18 protein-coding genes are annotated in these 18658 nt (G+C 58.2%); 10 read left to right on the top strand and 8 right to left on the bottom strand.

What is annotated here, in order from left to right; genetic code table 11:
• The first annotated feature begins 211 nt into the window (after positions 1-211).
• From ALQ04_RS03500 to ALQ04_RS03485, 3 genes are all read left to right on the top strand, one after another.
• Positions 212-862: an imm11 family protein gene (locus ALQ04_RS03500; RefSeq protein WP_122314472.1), complete on the top strand. Its 651-nt coding sequence runs from the start codon at positions 212-214 to the stop codon at positions 860-862.
• Between the two features lie 261 nt (positions 863-1123).
• A complete protein-coding gene (locus ALQ04_RS03490; RefSeq protein WP_122314470.1) occupies positions 1124-1984 on the top strand; it encodes an ABC transporter permease in 861 nt (286 codons plus the stop codon).
• Positions 1981-2802 carry an ABC transporter permease gene (locus tag ALQ04_RS03485; RefSeq protein ID WP_122314469.1) on the top strand — a complete coding sequence of 274 codons (822 nt, stop codon included), beginning with the start codon at positions 1981-1983 and terminating at the stop codon, positions 2800-2802. Before ALQ04_RS03490 ends, ALQ04_RS03485 begins: the two co-directional genes overlap by 4 nt.
• A 235-nt stretch (positions 2803-3037) precedes the next feature.
• Here the strand turns inward: ALQ04_RS03485 and ALQ04_RS27130 are convergent, their stop codons facing one another.
• Entirely contained in the window at positions 3038-3166 is a 129-nt protein-coding gene (locus tag ALQ04_RS27130; protein WP_259644891.1) for a hypothetical protein, read from the bottom strand.
• A gap of 190 nt (positions 3167-3356) precedes the next feature.
• Between ALQ04_RS27130 and ALQ04_RS03480 the strand changes: the two genes are divergently transcribed.
• The gene (locus tag ALQ04_RS03480; RefSeq protein ID WP_122314468.1) at positions 3357-4418 is read left to right on the top strand and encodes an SDR family oxidoreductase; all 1062 of its coding nucleotides are present in this window, start codon (positions 3357-3359) and stop codon (positions 4416-4418) included.
• Positions 4419-4466: 48 nt separating this feature from the next.
• On the opposite strand, the gene ALQ04_RS03475 is transcribed toward ALQ04_RS03480, so the two are convergent.
• The gene (locus ALQ04_RS03475) at positions 4467-4994 is read right to left on the bottom strand and encodes a hypothetical protein (protein ID WP_147466558.1); all 528 of its coding nucleotides are present in this window, start codon (positions 4992-4994) and stop codon (positions 4467-4469) included.
• A gap of 512 nt (positions 4995-5506) precedes the next feature.
• Here ALQ04_RS03475 and ALQ04_RS03470 point away from each other — a divergent pair.
• Positions 5507-5953: a hypothetical protein gene (locus ALQ04_RS03470; RefSeq protein WP_122314466.1), complete on the top strand. Its 447-nt coding sequence runs from the start codon at positions 5507-5509 to the stop codon at positions 5951-5953.
• Positions 5954-5968: 15 nt separating this feature from the next.
• On the opposite strand, the gene ALQ04_RS03465 is transcribed toward ALQ04_RS03470, so the two are convergent.
• From ALQ04_RS03465 to yiaY, 3 genes are all read right to left on the bottom strand, one after another.
• Positions 5969-7483, bottom strand: a complete 1515-nt coding sequence (locus ALQ04_RS03465) for a diguanylate cyclase (RefSeq protein ID WP_122314465.1) — start codon at positions 7481-7483, stop codon at positions 5969-5971.
• A 150-nt stretch (positions 7484-7633) separates the two neighbouring features.
• The gene (locus tag ALQ04_RS03460; protein ID WP_122314464.1) at positions 7634-7957 is read right to left on the bottom strand and encodes a DUF2025 family protein; all 324 of its coding nucleotides are present in this window, start codon (positions 7955-7957) and stop codon (positions 7634-7636) included.
• 10 nt (positions 7958-7967) lie between these two features.
• Positions 7968-9116 (bottom strand): L-threonine dehydrogenase, encoded by a 1149-nt coding sequence (gene yiaY, locus ALQ04_RS03455; RefSeq protein WP_122314463.1) that lies wholly within the window; start codon positions 9114-9116, stop codon positions 7968-7970.
• 248 nt (positions 9117-9364) lie between these two features.
• On the opposite strand from yiaY, the gene ALQ04_RS03450 reads away from it, so the two are divergent.
• Entirely contained in the window at positions 9365-10264 is a 900-nt protein-coding gene (locus tag ALQ04_RS03450) for a DMT family transporter (protein WP_122314462.1), read from the top strand.
• Here ALQ04_RS03450 and ALQ04_RS03445 read toward each other — a convergent pair.
• The 3 genes from ALQ04_RS03445 to ALQ04_RS03435 form a co-directional block, all read right to left on the bottom strand.
• Positions 10257-11474, bottom strand: a complete 1218-nt coding sequence (locus ALQ04_RS03445) for an SAM-dependent methyltransferase (RefSeq protein WP_122314461.1) — start codon at positions 11472-11474, stop codon at positions 10257-10259. The two genes, ALQ04_RS03450 and ALQ04_RS03445, sit on opposite strands and share 8 nt — an antisense overlap.
• Positions 11475-11596: 122 nt before the next feature.
• Complete coding sequence (locus ALQ04_RS03440; RefSeq protein WP_122314460.1) at positions 11597-12214, bottom strand: TPM domain-containing protein; 618 nt, start codon at positions 12212-12214, stop codon at positions 11597-11599.
• A 15-nt stretch (positions 12215-12229) separates the two neighbouring features.
• Positions 12230-12895 (bottom strand): YgcG family protein, encoded by a 666-nt coding sequence (locus ALQ04_RS03435; protein WP_122314567.1) that lies wholly within the window; start codon positions 12893-12895, stop codon positions 12230-12232.
• A gap of 284 nt (positions 12896-13179) precedes the next feature.
• On the opposite strand from ALQ04_RS03435, the gene bglX reads away from it, so the two are divergent.
• The 4 genes from bglX to ALQ04_RS03420 all read left to right on the top strand — a co-directional run bounded on the left by bglX (position 13180) and on the right by ALQ04_RS03420 (position 18649).
• Complete coding sequence (gene bglX, locus ALQ04_RS03430) at positions 13180-15486, top strand: beta-glucosidase BglX (RefSeq protein ID WP_122314459.1); 2307 nt, start codon at positions 13180-13182, stop codon at positions 15484-15486.
• Between the two features lie 261 nt (positions 15487-15747).
• Positions 15748-15801: a zinc finger domain-containing protein gene (locus ALQ04_RS27585; RefSeq protein ID WP_409077235.1), complete on the top strand. Its 54-nt coding sequence runs from the start codon at positions 15748-15750 to the stop codon at positions 15799-15801.
• 38 nt (positions 15802-15839) lie between these two features.
• On the top strand, positions 15840-17333 hold the full coding sequence (locus ALQ04_RS03425) for an ATP-binding protein (protein WP_409077234.1): 1494 nt from the start codon (positions 15840-15842) through the stop codon (positions 17331-17333).
• On the top strand, positions 17327-18649 hold the full coding sequence (locus ALQ04_RS03420) for a sigma-54 dependent transcriptional regulator (RefSeq protein WP_122314457.1): 1323 nt from the start codon (positions 17327-17329) through the stop codon (positions 18647-18649). Before ALQ04_RS03425 ends, ALQ04_RS03420 begins: the two co-directional genes overlap by 7 nt.
• Positions 18650-18658: the final 9 nt, after the last annotated feature.

Below are 18658 nucleotides of genomic sequence, written 5' to 3'. Positions count from 1 at the left end.
TCAGGCCTGTTGCAAATCAAGCGCCCTTAACTATTCAAACATTTAGCGGACGATTACACTCACCAGTTAAATGGGTTGAACCTAGCACTTGCCACACAAGGCAAACATAGTACAGGTGTACTATTTCAAATATCAGCCGTTGATTTAATTATCCACTCAGAAGACTTTCAGGTGAAGGGTGCATGCCAGCGCACCCACCATTGAGGCCACAATGAGTGAACGACGTGAAACTCCCGCCACTACCTCACATACCTGTCAGCAAGGCAGGTATTTCGTCCTCAGTGCGAGTCATTGGAGTGACGGCATAGGACCCGGGCTGGAAATCGCCAACAAGAAAAACCTTCTTCTTCCCGGCAGATACACAATGGAGCCACCCAATGGCGACGCCAATCAATATCCTGAAAGACCCCAACTGGTTCACCTGCCTGAGCTGGGCGGATCACCAAGGGATTTTGAAATCCTGGCCAGTATCTGGATAGTTTCGCAAGCCCTGAAGCGAGTATTTGAATCGGTAGATCCCGGGGCGTTCGCGTTTACAGCGTGTGACTTCACGCGAGCCGACGGTTCTGCAGGCCCCCAATACTACCTGTGTAATGTGGTGCGCTATCTGGACGCGCTTGATGAAGAGGCCTCACGGGTCAGGATCGAATACGAACGTGATCATGGCACCGGAGAAGACCTCAGGTTTTACAGCATCTCGGGGGGCGCCAGCCTCATCTTCAGGCCATCGGTGGTGGGTAAAGCCCACGTCTTCCGACAGCCTCGACTCGGAGTCCAATCCATTTGTGACCGGGAAATGTTTGAAGCGTTGAACGCCTCGAATCTGAACGGCGTATCACTGCGGGACGCCGCAGACTTGTAATCCCCATCAACACGGTTTGCCCGAGCAGACTTTCGTATTCTCACGACATGGACATCCAATGCTCATCAAAAACAACACACTGATGACCGCTCTATCGGAAACGCCCGCTGAGTCGTCGGCAGTCGCAACTATCACTATAAAACCGTTCACCGGGGCAGTTCTGCAACCAAAGCCGCCGCGTCCGCACAGTATTTTCCATTACATCAGCAGGGTGTACGCCACTCGCAAGCCGCTACCTGCTATCGCTGAGGAGTGCGCAGCATGATTCGCTTGTTGAGCGCCAGGCTGTTGCAAGCCGTATGGGTTGCATTACTGGTCGGAGCACTGACGTTTTTGTCAATAATCCTTCAGCGCGGTGCCAACTTGCCCCCTGATCAGTCGCTGATGTCGCTTTTTTTGGGCTGGATGGGCGACCTGCTGACCTTTGATCTCGGCAAATCGCTGGTCTCGGGGGAATTCGTAGTGGACAAGGCTGCTCAGGGCTTGAGTAGCTCAATTCCATTGGCCCTCAGCGGTTTGATACTTTCCCTGCTCATCGGGCCGCCGCTGGGGGTTATTGCGGGCTTGCGCACGGGTGGATTCCTGGATCGCGCCCTGTTGTTCTTAAGCACAGCGACACGCGCAATTCCGCAGTTTGTTCTTGGCATCATCCTTATATTGATCTTCGCAGTGGCAATGGCGGTACTCCCGTCTAACGGGAATGGCACATTTGCTCACTCAATCCTCCCAACGATCACCCTCGCTTTGAGTTTGGCGGCAGTGTCTGCAGTTATCGCTCGCGATGCCACATCAGCAATCACTTCATCGCCCCAATACGCTTCAGAGCGACTTGAAGGACTTAGTGCCTTCAACGCACTCAAGCAACATGGCTTGCGCAAAATCGGAGAGCCATTAGTGACCAGCCTCGGCGTACAGCTTGTGTTTCTGATCGAGGGCGTCATTGTCGTCGAGACGCTTTTTTCCTGGCCCGGCATCGGCCAAGGACTGGTGCACGCTATCGTTCAGCGGGACGTACTCATGGTGCAGGGCACCGCTTTGGCTATCGGGCTGATGTTCGTGATCCTTAAAACCGTTGTTGACCTGGCAAACCATTCTATCGATTCTCGCCGGAGAAACTCATGAGCCACAAAGTCGCTATCCCGAGCCGCACTCCAACGATGCATGCCCTGCCCCGCATCGCCGGATTCTTTATCCTCGTATCACTTGTTGTGTTTGCCGTGTTGGTGCCTTTTATTTGGAGTTTGGGTATCGCAGAGCAAGATTTCGCAGCGATCCTGTCAGGTCCCGTGCCTGCACACCTCTTAGGCACAGACAACCTTGGACGCGACATGCTCGCTCGGCTATCAGCCGCTGTACGTCTGGCGCTAGGGTTCGCTTTAGTCATTGTCATTACGGCAGCAGTCCCCGGAATACTGCTGGGCATCCTTGCTGCCTGGAAAGGCGGTGTCATAGATAAATGTCTGAGTCTGTTGGCCGAGATATTTCTCGCCCTGCCACGACTACTGCTGATACTGCTTATCGTCGCGATCATGCCTGGGTCTTTTCTGGCTTTGTATGGCGCTGTCGCATTGGTGTTATGGACTGAATACTTCCGCATGACACGCACGCTTTCACGCACAGTACTGGCTTCGCCGACCGTGGCCGCCAGCCGTCTGGAGGGTTTCGGGCTGCTCTACGTATTACGCCGACACTTATGGCCTGAATTGTCGCCCATGCTCAGGACCCTATCCGCGTCTGGTGCAGCTTCAGCCATCATGATTTTAGCGACACTGGGCTTTTTAGGCTTTGGGGTCAGTCCTCCAACTGCGGAGCTTGGCCTCATGATTACCGAGCTTCTCCAATACTATGCTGCGGCACCCTTGAGCTTCGCACTACCCATATTCGTGATCTTCCTCCTTGTGTTTTCACTCTTGTTGATTGGCGGCGGACGCAAGCCATGAACCTCTTTTCAAAAACACATGCCTAGAAACTCTTTCGACACGAAGCATGGGTTGAGCACAGACGACAATCGGTGGCGCTACCTGGCCACCCTTGATGCCGGTTCCAATCATGACGCTGATTGCGACCCTGACTCAGCCGGAGCGATGCCGTGCATCGACACTAACGGTACGCTCGTCATCATTAGCAGAAAAACAATGACCTCCCGTTGCCAAGTCAGAATGCACGCATCGCCGTTCAACTCGCCCCCGGCGGAATACCGTCTTTATTGAAGTCCTTCAGCCGCTCCCTTTCCTTCTCGGTTGAATGAGCCGGAATATCGTCCTCAGGTTTTTCCTGCGGTTGTTGCTGCTTGTCGTCGCTCATGATTTGACCTCCTTCTAGCCGTTCAAGACCCAACAGCGGTTGCGTTATTGGTAGTCAGCAGAACCCGACAAGCGGATAACAGTTCCCGCCGATTGACCGATTGCAGACGAATCGCCGAGAGCCTGATCTTGAACTTTTCCGGGACGGCGGGTTTCAGACACCTACATTCCTGGACTCCTGGAGAGCTCTTATGACCCAGACAGCATTGGTCGTCGGTGCCAGCGGCATCGTAGGCACAGCAACCACCCGGCTGCTGATTGAAAACGGTTGGCAGGTCGCGGCGCTTTCGCGTAATCCGTCATCCATTCAGGGCGTGATTCCGGTTGCTGCCGATTTACAGGACCCGGCATCGCTGCGCTCGGCGCTGGCAGATCTGAAACCCACTCATGTATTCATCACCACCTGGTCACGGCAAGCGACCGAAGCAGAGAACATTCGAGTCAACGCCGCCATGGTGCGCAACGTGCTGGATGCCATCCGCCCGGCTGGAAGCGTGAAGCACGTGGCTTTGGTGACGGGCTTGAAGCATTATCTCGGCCCTTTTGAAGCCTACGGCAAAGGCAGCCTTCCACAGACGCCGTTCCGTGAGGATCAAGGCCGTCTGGACGTGGAAAACTTCTATTACGCCCAGGAGGATGAAGTGTTCGCCGCCGCCGAAAAGGACGGTTTCACCTGGAGCGTACATCGCCCGCATACAGTGACAGGCGTTGCAGTCGGCAATGCGATGAACATGGCAACGACCCTCGCCGTCTACGCCAGCATCTGCAAACACACAGGTCGCCCGTTCGTGTTTCCCGGCTCACGAGTGCAATGGGACAGCCTGACCGACATGACCGACGCCCGGCAACTCGCCCAGCAACAGCTGTGGGCCGCGACAACACCGGCAGCAGCCAACCAGGCGTTCAACATCACCAACGGCGATGTATTTCGCTGGAAGTGGATGTGGGGCAGGATCGCCGACTATTTCGGCCTGCAAGCGGCCGACTTTCCCTCCGCGCCCTCGCCGCTTGAAACACAAATGGCTGACGATCAAAGCACCTGGAGCCAGATCGTTGCCCAGCATGACCTGCGAGAAACGAACATCAATCGCCTGACGTCTCCATGGCACACCGATGCGGACCTTGGACGCCCGATTGAAGTGGTCACGGATATGTCGAAAAGTCGGATGCTGGGTTTTAGCGCCTACCAGGCCAGTGACCAGGCGTTTTTCGATGTCTTCGACAAATTGCGTGCGGAGCGTTTGATACCTTGAAGCACAGCTACATCCTCGACCCGGAATCATCAGATTCCGGGCCGAGGGTCAAGCTGCGCTCTGGCTGATCCTGAGGACGTGGTCAAAGCGGACATCGTCGGACAGATTCGCATGCGGCTGGATCGCCTCATGAAAGGTCATGATCGCAGCCTCGATGCTTGCTCCAAGATTATTCAGCGCCAACTTGATCTGTTGGCTGGCGTCGGGTCCTGGAACCCACGCCACTGGCTTGGTGATAACACTGCCAGCCTCAGCCTGCGGGTGATTGGTGACCGCAGCACCCACCGTCTGACGGGTGACCAACGCTTGCGCTGCCTCTTCGACCTGACGACGTGCAAGCGCCAGAGCGCCCTGCCTGGCTTCCTCGGCCTGACGCCTGGCCAGCTCACGCGCCTCCTCTTCTGCCTTGATCCGCGCAGCCTCTTGCGCAACGCGCTGGGCGTGAAGACGAGCGGCCTCGGCAGCCTGACGCTGGGCCTGCTCGGCTACAAGCCGGGTTTCCAGGGTGCGCATCCCGGACTTGAGTTCATTCAGAAAGCGATTGGACTCCATAAAGAAGTGGGCCTCAACGCTCATTGAGTAAGGGTCCATTGACCGTATGCCCGGCATGCTGCGAAGTCGATGGCTGAGTTCCAGATCATTCCTGGTCCAGGGCATTGAGCCAAAATTCACAAGCGCACTGGCAACATGTTCTTGCGCCAGTCCTGCACGCTTGCTGGCAATGAGGTGATCGATAGCATTGTTGTATCGCCCGATGATTTGCAGTGGGCTGAGCCCATCGGTGCTACCTGTCTGTGCAATCAGCTCGGTTTGTCCATAAATTAAAAGCATTTGGCAGAAATCGTATTGCCACGTCGCGGGCAAGCCCCTCCCACAGATATGAGTTAGTCCAGTGAAGTTTTGGACGAAGAAAACACTGCGGCAGGTGTGCGAATTCATTCGCGAAAGACCGGTAAATCCAGCAAAAGATGCAGTGCCTGGAATGCCGTCTTCCCGGATAAATCCGGTCCCACAGATCTGTAAACCCGGCAAACAGTCCTACGCTCAAAGCTCATTGCTGTGAATAGGGACATTCAATGAAAAGGCTTTTGTTGATCACTATCATCGCCTGTCTGTTGCTGGGCGGTTGTGCTGCTCGCGTGAAGCAAGGCGGGTCGCAGGAGCTGAGGATTCAGGAGTCCGCCAAGCCTCATCTGGTAGTGACTTTTGTCGGCAGCAAGCGCGTGGTCGCCAGTTCGGACTGGTATCTGCTCAAGGGGATGTGGTCGCAAGCGCTGTCCACCGATGCGAAGGCTGAAGGCTATGACACTTTCTTTCTGGGCGGTAAACCGCAGACTCAACCTCGCGATGGGGTGATGGTGGTCATTCATGTGAGCAACTTCCTGGATCTACGCACCGGACAGACGCTCGGCTCACGCACCTATGACTCTTACTCCCTGGGTTGGCAGATGTGGTTCTCGGCCATGACCGACAAGCAGTTGCGAAAAATTTCCCGGTTGATGATTGCGGATATCAAGGCTGCTCCGGGCTGGTAGGCTGGCCGGCTCGAATCAGCCAGCCTCCACACGATTGCGCCCCGAGCCCTTCGCCCGGTACAACAACCGGTCGGCATCCTCCAGACTCTCGGCGCTGCTCTTTCCGGCAGAGAAGTTTGTGGTCACCACTCCCATGCTGATACTGACGACACCAAAAGGGCTGCCCGAGTGTTCAATGGCTTCGGCAAATATGGCCGAGCGGATGCTTTCAGCCACGCCCGACGCTCCGGCCAGATCGGTATCTGGCAGCAGGATCACGAACTCTTCGCCGCCGTAGCGGGCGACCAGATCCGATGAGCGATTGGTGTTGGCCTGTATCAGGCGCGCGACCTTTTTCAGGCATTCATCGCCCACTACATGGCCGTAGGTATCGTTGTATTGTTTGAACCAGTCGATATCGAGCAGGATTAAACCCGCACGCTCGCCATTACGTCGGGATTGGGTTTCTGCTTTCTTCAAGGCCACATCAAAACAGCGCCTGTTGGCCAGACCGGTAAGGCTGTCTGTCTGTGCGAGGACTTCCAGTTCGTTGCGGGCAATATTGAGTTGTTTTTCAGCCGCCAGCAGCTTCTGAATCTGGCTGAAAAGCACAACGCCCATCAGCACAAGTGTGGAAATGATAAAGCCGATCATAATGAAGGAGCGGTAGACATAGGCCCACCAACTGGAAAGGACCGACTCATATGACAGACCTGCTGCCGTCACGATGGGGAGTCCTTGCAGGCGACGATAGGCATAGATCCTTTTTATGCCGTCCACCACCGAGGTGATTACCACAATCCCCTTGTCGCTGTGCGGCAGGTATCGGCTGAAGATTTCACCTTTGGATATATTGGTCACCATCAAGGCTGCAATGGTCGGGCGACGAGCGAGCAGATCACCATTGTCCAGGGCGAGAAAAATGACGCCTTTATCATCCACTTCCATGCGCTCGAAAAAGCGCTGGAAATACGCCACCGGAATCGTGGCCAGGGCAACGCCGGCAAAGCGGCCGTCCGGGTGCTGAATACGTCGGCTGACCGGAATGATCATCTCGCCGGTGGTTCGGCTGGTAATGATCGAACCGATATGAATGGCATCGTCCGGGTTATCGCGGTGATAAAGGAAGTAATCGCGGTCGCTGTTGTTTTTTGTGCTGATGTCCTGCGAGAAAGAGTTGGCGACCCAGTTTCCCTGTTCGTCATAGATGAACAGCCCCTGAATACCGGTCATGACCGCAATGTCGGCGGACATGAGCGTATGCAGGCGCAGTTGCTGGGGACGGCCCATGCCATCGCTTTCAACCCGCTCCACCAGGTCTCTGAGTTTGTTGTCTGCCTGACGCAACGTATCCTGAGCCTGTTGCTCGGTGGCACTGACGATATTTGAAACGCCCATTTCGGCGTTGCTCAGGCGTTCGGAAGCCGATTGCTGGATTTGCCATACTGTCGCCAATATCAGCGAAATACAGACTAGAACAATAAAACCGACAAGCCCTGCAGAGAGGGCTTTAGGTGTAAGGCGTGCCGATACAAAAGGTAAAGGCTTCATGATTTCTCGTCATTATTCTGGCATATCGGTGTTTCGCTGCATGTTTCGTACCTGTCCGGACAATCTGTTGCAAGAACGGATTCACCCGCGAAAACCGGATTTCTCAGCCGCGTATCATCGCAGGCAAGCCCTCTCCCAATAAACGCTTGCTCACACCTTTACCCAGCGCTCCACCTTGATCTCCGGCAGATCCTGGCGACGCATGTAGACCCGCAGCGGTTCGGTGATATTCAAGCGGCTGTCGATATTCTGATCGAGCAGCAGTTGCAGGCGTTCGCGGCTGAGGCTCATCTGCGCGCCGCGGCCTGCATTCCAGACGAACTCGCAGGTGGGGATGATGCTGTCTTCGGTGACGTCCATGCCAAAGGAGTCTTCGCTGAAACGCACGATGAAATGCTGCTGCTTGTGGTGATAGCCCACAAAACCTTCAAGCTGCTCGGCGGCGTTGCAAATGTCGCTGGAGGTGGTGCTCATCGTGATGTCCTCAGAGTGCCTGACGGAAAATACCTTCAATCTGCTCCTGATCCGCCGGGCGCGGGTTGGTCAGGCCGCAGGCGTCTTTCAGGGCATTGGCGGCCAGGGTCGGGATGTCTTCCTCCTTAACGCCCAACGCCACCAGCCCTGACGGAATTTCCACCGCCGCCGACAGTTTGCGGATCGCCGCAACTGCCGCACGGGCGCCCTCATCAGGCGACAGGCCGCGAATATCAGCGCCCATGGCATGCGCCACGTCAGTCAGGCGTGCCGCGCTGACTGCAGCGTTGAAACTCTGCACATACGGCAGCAACACCGCGTTGCAGACACCATGCGGCAAGTCATAGAAACCGCCCAACTGATGCGCCATGGCATGCACATAACCCAACGAAGCATTGTTGAACGCCATGCCCGCCAGGAACTGCGCATAGGCCATGTTTTCCCGGGCCTCGATGTCAGTGCCATCGACGACCGCCTTGTACAGGTTTCCCGCAATCAGGTTCATGGCCTTGATCGCACAGGCGTCGGTGATCGGGTTCGCGGCTGTCGAAACGTAGGCCTCGATGGCGTGGGTCAGAGCGTCCATGCCAGTGGCGGCGGTCAGGGACTTGGGCATGCCAACCATCATTTGCGGGTCGTTGACCGAAAGGATAGGAGTGACGTTACGGTCGATGATCGCCATTTTCACGTGACGCACTTCATCGGTAATGATGCAGAAGCGGGTCATCTCACTGGCGGTGCCAGCGGTGGTGTTGATCGCGATCAGCGGCAGTTGCGGTTTCTGCGAGCGATCCACGCCTTCGTAATCGCTGATATGTCCGCCATTGCTGGCACACAGGGCAATGCCCTTGGCGCAGTCATGGGGCGAGCCGCCACCGAGGGAAATCACGAAATCGCATTGCCGCTCCTGCAACAGCGCGAGGCCCTTTTCAACGTTGCCGATGGTCGGGTTGGGCTTGGCGCCGTCGTAAACCACCGCATCGATGCCCTGCTCCACCAGCAACCCGGCGACCTGCGCAGCGACCCCCGCCTTGGCCAGCCCGGCATCGGTGACGATCAGGGCCTTGCGCAATCCGTATTTGCGGATGGCTTGCACGGCTTCATCAATACAACCGGAGCCAATGATGTTCACGGCGGGAATGAAAAAGGTGCTGCTCATGGCGAATCCTCATCTCTGGCTGGCTCCGCTATCCGCCGGGACGACGGTCTGGAAGCTCGGGGTTTGCCTGTAGCTTCGGCCTTCGCGCAGAGCGGAGCGTTGATCCAGCTCAATGAAGCAGGACTGTCAGCTACCGGTGGTCGCAACTGTACGGTCGAATCTGTGCCTGACTGTAGACGTACGATCACGCCGACCTGTGGCTAGATGCCCATTCTGTATACAAAAACATTAAAAACTGGATAGGTATCATGTCTTCTCGTGAAAATACCGGCATGGCTCTGGGCCTGCTGGGCGTGCTGATTTTCAGCCTGACACTGCCGATGACCCGCATCGTGGTGCAGGAACTTCACCCACTGCTCAATGGCATCGGCCGCGCACTGCTGGCAGCGATTCCGGCGGCGGCGCTGCTGTACTGGCGGCGGGAAAAGTGGCCGACGCGGCAACAGCTCAAAGGGCTGGCACTGGTGATCTTCGGCGTCATCATCGGCTTCCCGGTGCTGTCGGCCTGGGCGATGCAGACACTGCCCGCCTCGCACGGCGCGCTGGTCAACGGTATACAACCGCTGTTTGTGGCGATCTATGCCGCCTGGTTGTCCCATGAGCGTCCTTCCAGAGCGTTCTGGGGTTGCGCGGCACTCGGCAGTGCGCTGGTGCTGGGGTATTCGCTGATGAGTGGCGCGGGCAGCATTCAGGCCGGCGATCTGTGGATGCTGGCTGCCGTGGCCGTGGGCGGCCTGGGTTATGCCGAAGGTGGCCGACTGGCCAGGGAGATGGGCGGCTGGCAGGTGATCTGCTGGGCACTGGTGCTGTCGAGCCCGCTACTGATCGGCCCCTTTGTGTATTTTGCGGCGCAACATCAGGGACCGATATCCAGCGGGACCTTGTGGGCCTTTGCCTACGTGGCGTTCTTCTCGCAGTTCATCGGCTTCTTTGCCTGGTATTCAGGGCTGGCGATGGGCGGTATTTCGCGGGTCAGCCAGGTTCAACTGTTGCAGATATTCTTCACCATCGCCTTGTCGGCGTTGTTCTTCGGTGAACATATCGAGCCCATGACCTGGATCTTCGCTGCGGCAGTCATCGCCACGGTAATGCTGGGGCGCAAGACCTCGGTCATCGCGCCGCCAAAACCGGCCACGTCCCTCAGCTAAGGAAACCGTCTGCCTGGAGCAAGGTTTCCAGGCAGTGCTCGGTAATCCCGTAGAACGCCTTGAGTTCCTGAATGCGTGCCAGCAACTGCGCCGGGTCAACCGGCTCGGCACGCTTGACCGCGAGGATCATCTTGTTCTTGTTGGTGTGTTCCAGCGAAATGAACTCGAACACCTTGGTTTCGTAGCCGCAGGCTTCAAGCAACAAGGCGCGCAGGCTGTCGGTGACCATTTCCGCCTGCTGGCCCATGTGCAGGCCGTATTGCAGCATCGGTTTCAACAGGCTCGGGCTCTGGATCTGCAGGCGAATCTGTTTGTGACAGCACGGCGAGCACATGATGATCGACGCACCGGAGCGGATGCCCATATGAATCGCGTAGTCGGTGGCGATATCGCAGGCATGCAGCGCAATCATCACATCCAGGGCACTGGGCGCCACGCTGCGCACATCGCCATGCTTGAATACCAGACCCGGGTGTTCGAGCCGTGCAGCCGCCGCGTTGCACAGGTTCACCATGTCTTCGCGCAGCTCAACCCCGGTCACCTGTCCTTGCGCCTGCAAGGTGTTGCACAGGTAATCGTGGATCGCGAACGTCAGGTAGCCCTTGCCGGAGCCGAAATCTGCCACCTTGACCGGCTGATCGAGCTGGAGCGGCGATGAGGTCAGGGCATGGGAAAACACTTCGATGAACTTGTTGATCTGCTTCCACTTGCGCGACATGGCCGGGATCAGTTCATGCTGTTTATTGGTCACGCCCAGGTCAGTGAGAAACGGCCGACCGAGTTCCAGATAGCGTTTCTTCTCGCGATCATGTCCGGCTGCCGGGGCCTCGCGCTCCTGCTGGGCCTTGCTCTTGAACAGCGTGCTCTTGCCCTTTTTGCCGAATTCCAGTTGCACTTCGTCACTCAACGACAACAGGTGTGCATTCTTGAAGGATTCGGGCAGCAGCCCGGCAATCACCTCTACCGCTTCGGACAAAGGATAATTCTTGGTGATATCGCGGGTTTTATAGCGATACACAAACGACAGGCATGGCTGATCCTTGACGGTCAGCGGCTTGATGATGACACGCTGCAACTCGGCTTCGGCGCCCACGTATTTGGCCAGGACCAGCTTGATGAGGGAATTCTGGGAAAGGCTGGTGTCCAGCAAACCGAGAAACTGCGCACGATGATCCGGCACGGGTTTGGAGGAAGTGGCAGTAGCTGACATCGAAAAACGCCTCGGACGGCTGGAGCAGGACAGAAAGGCAGCTATTTTAGGCGGGTTGCGCGCCGAGGGTTAATAAATCTGCGCAATCGCGGTCGCTTTCAGGCCAGCGACCGCTTGAACCATCAGCCCAGCACTACCAGCCGGTTGCTCAACTCGCTGCGCTCATGGGTTACCGGAACGTGATCGGCCAGCAATTCGCCGCAGGCATGGATACAGCCCAGAAAACCCTGCAAGGTCTGCCCGTCGCGAATCTGCTGGGTAAAGACATCGATCATCGCTTTCCAGGTGTCGCTGTGCAGTCGGGTGGCAATGCCGTGATCGACAAGGATCTCGACATAACGCTCGGCCTCGCTGACGAACACCAGAATGCCGGTGCCGCCTGCCGCGTTGTGCAGGTTCTGTTCGAGAAACAGGCGGCGCGCCAGATTCCCGGCCCGCCAACGCCGCACCGAGGCCGGCACCAGATGGCTGGTGACCGCCGGAATGCGACACAGCAAGGCCACCAGAATGAAAGTGCTCATCTGGGCCAGCAGCAGCTCATTGGCGCCCAGCGCATCAATGAAATAATTGACGACGCCCGGCAGCAGCAAACCGATCAGCCCGGCCCAGACCAGCGGCATATAGGCGTAATCGTCAGCCCTGGCGGCCAGAACCGTAACCAGTTCGGCATCGGTGCGTTGTTCAAGGCGATTGATCGCTTCCGCGACCTGCCGTTGTTCGTCTTTATCGAGTAAAGCCATTGTTCAGATGTCCTGTTACCAGTTGCCCGAAGCACCGCCGCCTGCAAACCTGTCCTTGCTGCCTGTTGAACCGGCACAGACCAGAACCGCTCTTCTGAGGCAGACAAACACAATCAGCAGCACCGCGACAATCAAGCCGCCGGCAATCTGCCAGGCCACATCGTTGCTGGCCTGTACATCGAAGGCATCGGGCTCGCTGGCTGGCTCGGGTTCGTCCGGCACATGCCCTCCCAGCGCCATGAGAATCGCCCGGGCGCCACGCTCGATACCCGTTGCGAAACGGCTGCGCTCGAACTCCGGAGCGATCAGCATATCGATGATCAGCGACGCCTGAGCCTCTGTGAGTCGAGCCTCCAGCGCGGAACCCGCCTCGATCAGGACCTTGCGCTTGTCGCGCACGACCACCAGCAAGGCGCTGTTGTCCCGGCCCTTGCTGCCCAGGCCCCAGGCGCTGCCCAGTCGGGAGCCGTAATCCTCAAGGCTTGTACCTTGCAGATCGACCACCGTGACCAGCACCACGCGCTCGCCGGTCGCCTGTTCATGAGCCTGAAGCATTTTCGCCAGACGCACCGTAGCCTGGCTGTCGAGCATTTGCGCCGAATCGACCACGTTACCGGTCATTGGCGGAAACACCAGAGCCAGCTGCTCTGCCTGGACCTTGAGCGCGCTGCCCCATAACATCAGCGCATACAAAACATGCTGTAACACAAACTTCAAACCCGACCTCCGGTGATTTTTGTTCTATTGGGTGGACACGCCTTAGCCAAAATAGAAGTTCCCCGGCATAATCCCTCGCCAACGCCCGAGTGGTCGAATCTGGCTGGATTCAAGACAACTCGCGCAACGAAACGAACAGCGTCTACCCTTCGCGCTGTTCATACAATAAATGCCAAAGGTCTAAAACCCAAAATCTGGCTACCCGGCATTAAACGCGAGTTACCGGCAAAAGCCTTGAGAAATCATTCATGAATAAGCTGTGTTTATTAGGTCTGCTGGTCGGTTTGGCCAGTCAATCGGTAATGGCCGACGCCACTTCCACTACCGCTCCCTCCGCCAAAGCCACACTGCAAGCCAAGAATGCCTTCATCTCCAAGCTGATGAAACAGATGACCCTCGATGAAAAGATCGGTCAGTTGCGCCTGATCAGTATCAGTAACGAGATGCCACAGCCAAAGATTCTCAAGGAGATTGCCGCAGGAAGAATCGGCGGAACGTTCAACTCCATTACACGCTCGGAAAACCGTCCTTTGCAAGAAGCGGCTGTAGCCCAGAGCCGTCTGAAGATTCCGATGTTCTTCGCCTATGACGTGATTCATGGCCATCGCACGATCTTCCCGATCAGCCTGGGCATGGCCGCCAGCTGGGACATGGACGCCATTGCGCTGACCGGCCGGGTTTCGGCCAAGGAAGCCAGCGCCGATGGCCTGGACATGACCTTTGCGCCGATGGTCGATATTTCCCGCGACCCGCGCTGGGGCCGCAGTTCCGAAGGCTTTGGCGAGGACACCTATCTGGTGTCGCGCATTTCCGAAGTGATGGTCAAGTCCTTCCAGGGCAAGGACGTCGCCGCCAACGACAGCATCATGGCTGCCGTCAAACACTTCGCCCTGTATGGCGCGGTGGAAGGCGGTCGCGACTACAACACCGTGGACATGAGCATGACGCGCATGTACCAGGATTACCTGCCGCCTTACCGCGCAGCTATCGATGCCGGTGCCGGCGGTGTAATGGTCGCCCTCAACTCGATCAACGGCGTGCCGTCCACCTCCAACAAGTGGCTGATGCAAGACCTGCTGCGCAAGGACTGGGGCTTCAAGGGCGTGACCATCAGCGACCATGGCGCGATCAAGGAACTGATCGAGCACGGCGTCGCCAAGGACTATCGCGAAGCGGCCAAGCTGTCGATCAAGGCCGGCGTCGACCTGAGCATGAACGACGTAGCCTACGGCGAGCAATTGCCCGGTCTGGTGAAGGACGGCGAGGTTTCCATGCAGGAAATCGACAACGCCGTGCGCGAAGTTCTCGGTGCCAAGTACGACATGGGCCTGTTCGCCGCACCTTACGGGCGTATCGGGGTTGCGGCGGATGATCCGGCCGACACCTATTCCGATGACCGCCTGCACCGTGCCGAAGCGCGCGATGTAGCACGCAAGACCCTGGTATTGCTGAAAAACCAGAACGAAACCCTGCCACTGAAAAAGCAAGGGACCATCGCCGTGATTGGCGGCCTGGCGAAAAGTCAGCTCGACATGCTCGGCAGCTGGTCGGCTGCCGGTCGCCCGCATCAGGCAGTGACGGTGTATGACGGTCTGGCCAACGCCGTCGGCGACAAGGCCAAGCTGGTCTATGCCCGTGGCGCGAACGTCAGCGATAACGAACACGTCCTCAACTACCTGAACTTCATCGAGCATGAAGTCGAAGTCGATCCACGTCCGGCACAGGAAATGATCGACGAAGCGGTGAAAGTGGCCGAGCAGTCCGACGTGATCGTGGCCGTGGTCGGTGAGTCGCGTGGCATGTCCCACGAATCGGCAAGCCGCAGCAGCCTGAACATTCCGGGCAAGCAGCGCGATCTGATCAAGGCCCTGAAAGCCACCGGCAAGCCGCTGGTACTGGTGCTGATGAACGGTCGTCCGCTGGTACTGGTCGAGGAACAGGAGCAGGCCGATGCCATGCTCGAAACCTGGTTCCCGGGCACCGAAGGCGGTAACGCAGTAGCTGACGTGCTGTTTGGCGATTACAACCCGTCGGGCAAACTGGCCATGTCCTTCCCGCGTTCGGTAGGCCAATTGCCGGTCTACTACGCGCACCTGAACACCGGCCGTCCGTACACGCCGGGCAAGCCTGGCAACTACACGTCGCACTACTTCGAGGAGCCTAACGGCGCGCTGTTCCCGTTCGGTTATGGCCTGAGCTACACCCAGTTCGATGTTTCCGACGTCAAGCTGTCGGACAGCAAGATGGCCCGCAAGGGCAAGCTGACCGCCAGCGTGACGGTCAAGAACACCGGCAAGGTCGCCGGCACCACCATCGTGCAGTTGTACCTGCGTGATGTGGCAGCCTCGATCAGCCGTCCGGTGAAAGAGCTGAAGAACTTTGAAAAGGTCACACTTGAGCCCGGCGAAGAGAAAGTCGTGAGCTTCAACCTCAGCGAGAACGACCTGAAGTTCTACGATTCGGCACTGAAACACATTGCCGAGCCAGGTGAATTCAAGGTCATGATCGGTCTTGATTCCGAGGCAGTGAAAGAAGCGAGCTTCAATCTGTTGTAAATGCCGATAACGGCGTATTCGTGGGCGGCACCGCTTGCGAATACGCCCGTTTTGCAACCTCAGGCAGCCCACGCGATATGATCTTCAAGCATCGCAACTTGCGTATTTCCCTCTATATCATCCTGATTCTGACGGGTACCGGCCTGTCAGCCGGCCTGGCCATGCATCGGGCGCAACAACATGCCCTGGAGCAGGAAGCCACACGTGCCAGCGGACAGATGACGCTGTACGCCAATACCCTGCACACCCTGATCGAACGCTATCGCGCCCTGCCCTCGGTGCTGGCACTCGATCCCGAAATTCGCGCTGCGGTGAGCGCCCCGCTCAGCACAAGCGCCCAGCTTTCACTGAATATGAAGCTGGAAAAAATCAACGAAGCCGCCCACTCCTCGTCCCTGGAACTCATGGACCGCAATGGACTGGCCGTGGGCGCCAGCAACTGGCGGCAACCCAACAGCTATGTCGGCCACAACTACGGGTTTCGCCCCTACTTTCAACAGACCCGTACCCAGGGCATCGGACGCTTCTATGCGGTCGGCGTAACCACCGGCATTCCGGGTTACTTCCTGTCCAACGCAGTGCTGGACGATGCAGGCAACTTCAGTGGCGCCATGGTGGTGAAGCTGGAGTTCCCCACTATCGAGCAGGAATGGAGCCAGGGCGACGACCTGCTGCTGGTCAGCGATAACAACGGCATTGTATTTATCGCCAGCCGCAGCGAATGGCGCTATCGCGAGCTGCAACCGATTTCCGTCGAGAGCCGCGCCGAGCTGCTGCGCACTCGCCAGTACGACAAGAAGCCGCTGTCACCGCTGCGCAGCCGGGTCCTCGATCAGGTCGGACCGCACAGCCACTTGAGCCGGGTCGACGGTCCCGATGGCACCGCCGATTATCTTTGGCAGTCGATGCCGCTGCCCGACGAAAACTGGACCCTGCATCTGCTGCGCAAACCACAGATGGTCAATGACGACATCCGCAACGCCGCACTGGCCGGCGCCGGGATCTGGCTGACCCTGGTGTTCCTCGGCCTGTTTCTGTATCAGCGCTGGCGCCTGGCGAAACTGCGCGAACGCAGCCGTGACGAGCTGGAGCGGCAGGTTCAGGAACGCACCCGCGACTTGCGTACGGCCCAGGAAGGTCTGGTGCAATCGACCAAGCTGGCGGCGCTGGGGCAGATGTCGGCGGCACTGGCCCACGAAATCAATCAACCGCTGACCGCTCAACGCATGCAACTGGCAACCTTGCGCCTGCTGCTCGACCAGGGTCGTATCGACGATGCCTGCAAGGCGCTCACGCCACTGGATCAGCAACTGACCCGCATGAGCGCACTGACCGGCCACCTGAAGACCTTCGCCCGCAAGAGCCCCAGCGGCTTGCGCGAGCGTCTGGATCTGGCCACCGTGGTCGATCAGGCCTTGCTGTTGCTGGACCCGCGGATTCGCGAGGAGCGGGTCAGTTGTGTCCTGCACCTGTCACGCCCGGCCTGGGTGCGTGGCGATGCCATCCGCCTGGAACAGGTATTGATCAACCTGCTGCGCAATGCTCTCGATGCCATGCGCAACAAGCCGCTCAAGCGCCTGGAAGTACGCATCGATGCAGAGGCTGCGCACTGGCGCCTGAGTGTCATCGACAGCGGCGGCGGTATCGCGCAGGAACATCTGGGCAATATCTTCGATCCGTTCTTCACCACCAAACCGGTGGGCGACGGGCTGGGACTCGGGCTGGCAGTGTCCTATGCGATCATCCATGAGCTCAATGGCCGCCTGAACGCAGAAAACCGCGAGAACGGCGCGGTGTTCTGGTTCAGCCTGCCCAATGATTTTATAGAGACTGAAAGCGCATGTTGAACTCGGTCATCGTTGTCGACGACGAAGCCCCGATCCGCCAGGCCATCGAGCCCTGGCTGACCTTGTCCGGCTTCCGGGTGCAGGTCTACAGCCGCGCCGAGGAGTGCCTGGAACACTTGCCCGAGCATTTTCCCGGCGTGATCCTCACCGACGTGCGCATGCCCGGCATGGGCGGTCTTGAGCTGCTGGCCCGCCTGCAAGCCCTGGACAAGGATTTGCCGGTAATCCTGCTGACCGGCCACGGCGATGTGCCGATGGCGGTGGAGGCAATGCGCGAAGGTGCCTACGACTTTCTGGAAAAACCCTTCAGCCCGCAAACCCTGCTCACCAACCTGAGCCGGGCCATGGAAAAGCGCCAACTGGTGCTGGAGAACCGCCGCCTGACCGAACAGGCCGACGCCCGCACCCAACTGGACGCCACGTTGCTCGGGGTGTCGCCGAGCCTGCAGGTCTTGCGGCGCAATGTGCTGGAGCTGTCGCAACTGCCAGTCAACGTGATCATTCGTGGCGAAACCGGCAGCGGCAAGGAACTGGTCGCCCGCTGCCTGCACGACTTCGGCCCGCGCGCCAGCAAGCCCTTTGTGGCCCTTAACTGCGCTGCGATCCCCGAGCATCTGTTTGAAGCCGAACTGTTCGGCCATGAGAGCGGTGCCTTTACCGGCGCGCAGGGCAAACGCATCGGCAGGCTGGAATACGCCGACGGCGGCACGCTGTTTCTCGACGAGATAGAAAGCATGCCGATGGCCCAGCAGGTCAAGCTGCTGCGCGTGCTGCAGGACAAGCGTCTCGAACGACTGGGCTCGAACCACAGCATTGACGTGGACCTGCGCATCGTCGCCGCGACCAAGCCGGACCTGCTGGAAGAAGCACGGGCGGGACGCTTTCGCGAAGACCTGGCTTATCGCCTGAATGTCGCGCAGTTGCATCTGCCGCCATTGCGCGAGCGCCGCGAAGACATTGTCCAGCTCTTCAACCATTTTGCCCGCACGGCCGCGGCGCGCATGGGCCGCCAGGCACCGAACCTCAGCGCCCTGCAATTGAGCCAGTTGCTCAGCCATGACTGGCCGGGCAATGTCCGCGAACTGGCCAACGCCGCCGAACGCCAGGCGCTGGGCCTGGATATCGCCGAAGCGCCACAGCAGGGGCAATCCCTGGCGTCACAACAGGAAGCCTTCGAGGCCCAATGCCTGCGCGCATCGCTGAGCCGTCACAAGGGCGATATCAAGGCCGTGCTCAACGAACTGCAACTGCCGCGCCGGACTCTCAACGAAAAAATGCAGCGTCACGGGCTGATGCGTGAAATGTTTCTGGGATGAAAGTTGTCA

It is taken from the genome of Pseudomonas cichorii (assembly GCF_003700275.1).
In the GTDB taxonomy this organism is placed as follows: domain Bacteria; phylum Pseudomonadota; class Gammaproteobacteria; order Pseudomonadales; family Pseudomonadaceae; genus Aquipseudomonas; species Aquipseudomonas cichorii_B.
The sequence above is the reverse complement of the archived record's forward strand: the minus strand, read 5'-3'. Positions and strand labels throughout refer to the sequence as shown.

Coding starts and splice junctions, on each gene's coding strand:
- ALQ04_RS03500 (WP_122314472.1), top strand. CDS start 212: ATGAGTGAACGACGTGAAACTCCCGCCACTACCTCACATACCTGTCAG.
- ALQ04_RS03490 (WP_122314470.1), top strand. CDS start 1,124: ATGATTCGCTTGTTGAGCGCCAGGCTGTTGCAAGCCGTATGGGTTGCA.
- ALQ04_RS03485 (WP_122314469.1), top strand. CDS start 1,981: ATGAGCCACAAAGTCGCTATCCCGAGCCGCACTCCAACGATGCATGCC.
- ALQ04_RS27130 (WP_259644891.1), bottom strand. CDS start 3,166: ATGAGCGACGACAAGCAGCAACAACCGCAGGAAAAACCTGAGGACGAT.
- ALQ04_RS03480 (WP_122314468.1), top strand. CDS start 3,357: ATGACCCAGACAGCATTGGTCGTCGGTGCCAGCGGCATCGTAGGCACA.
- ALQ04_RS03475 (WP_147466558.1), bottom strand. CDS start 4,994: ATGAGCGTTGAGGCCCACTTCTTTATGGAGTCCAATCGCTTTCTGAAT.
- ALQ04_RS03465 (WP_122314465.1), bottom strand. CDS start 7,483: ATGAAGCCTTTACCTTTTGTATCGGCACGCCTTACACCTAAAGCCCTC.
- ALQ04_RS03460 (WP_122314464.1), bottom strand. CDS start 7,957: ATGAGCACCACCTCCAGCGACATTTGCAACGCCGCCGAGCAGCTTGAA.
- yiaY (WP_122314463.1), bottom strand. CDS start 9,116: ATGAGCAGCACCTTTTTCATTCCCGCCGTGAACATCATTGGCTCCGGT.
- ALQ04_RS03450 (WP_122314462.1), top strand. CDS start 9,365: ATGTCTTCTCGTGAAAATACCGGCATGGCTCTGGGCCTGCTGGGCGTG.
- ALQ04_RS03445 (WP_122314461.1), bottom strand. CDS start 11,474: ATGTCAGCTACTGCCACTTCCTCCAAACCCGTGCCGGATCATCGTGCG.
- ALQ04_RS03440 (WP_122314460.1), bottom strand. CDS start 12,214: ATGGCTTTACTCGATAAAGACGAACAACGGCAGGTCGCGGAAGCGATC.
- ALQ04_RS03435 (WP_122314567.1), bottom strand. CDS start 12,895: ATGTTATGGGGCAGCGCGCTCAAGGTCCAGGCAGAGCAGCTGGCTCTG.
- bglX (WP_122314459.1), top strand. CDS start 13,180: ATGAATAAGCTGTGTTTATTAGGTCTGCTGGTCGGTTTGGCCAGTCAA.
- ALQ04_RS03425 (WP_409077234.1), top strand. CDS start 15,840: ATGAAGCTGGAAAAAATCAACGAAGCCGCCCACTCCTCGTCCCTGGAA.
- ALQ04_RS03420 (WP_122314457.1), top strand. CDS start 17,327: ATGTTGAACTCGGTCATCGTTGTCGACGACGAAGCCCCGATCCGCCAG.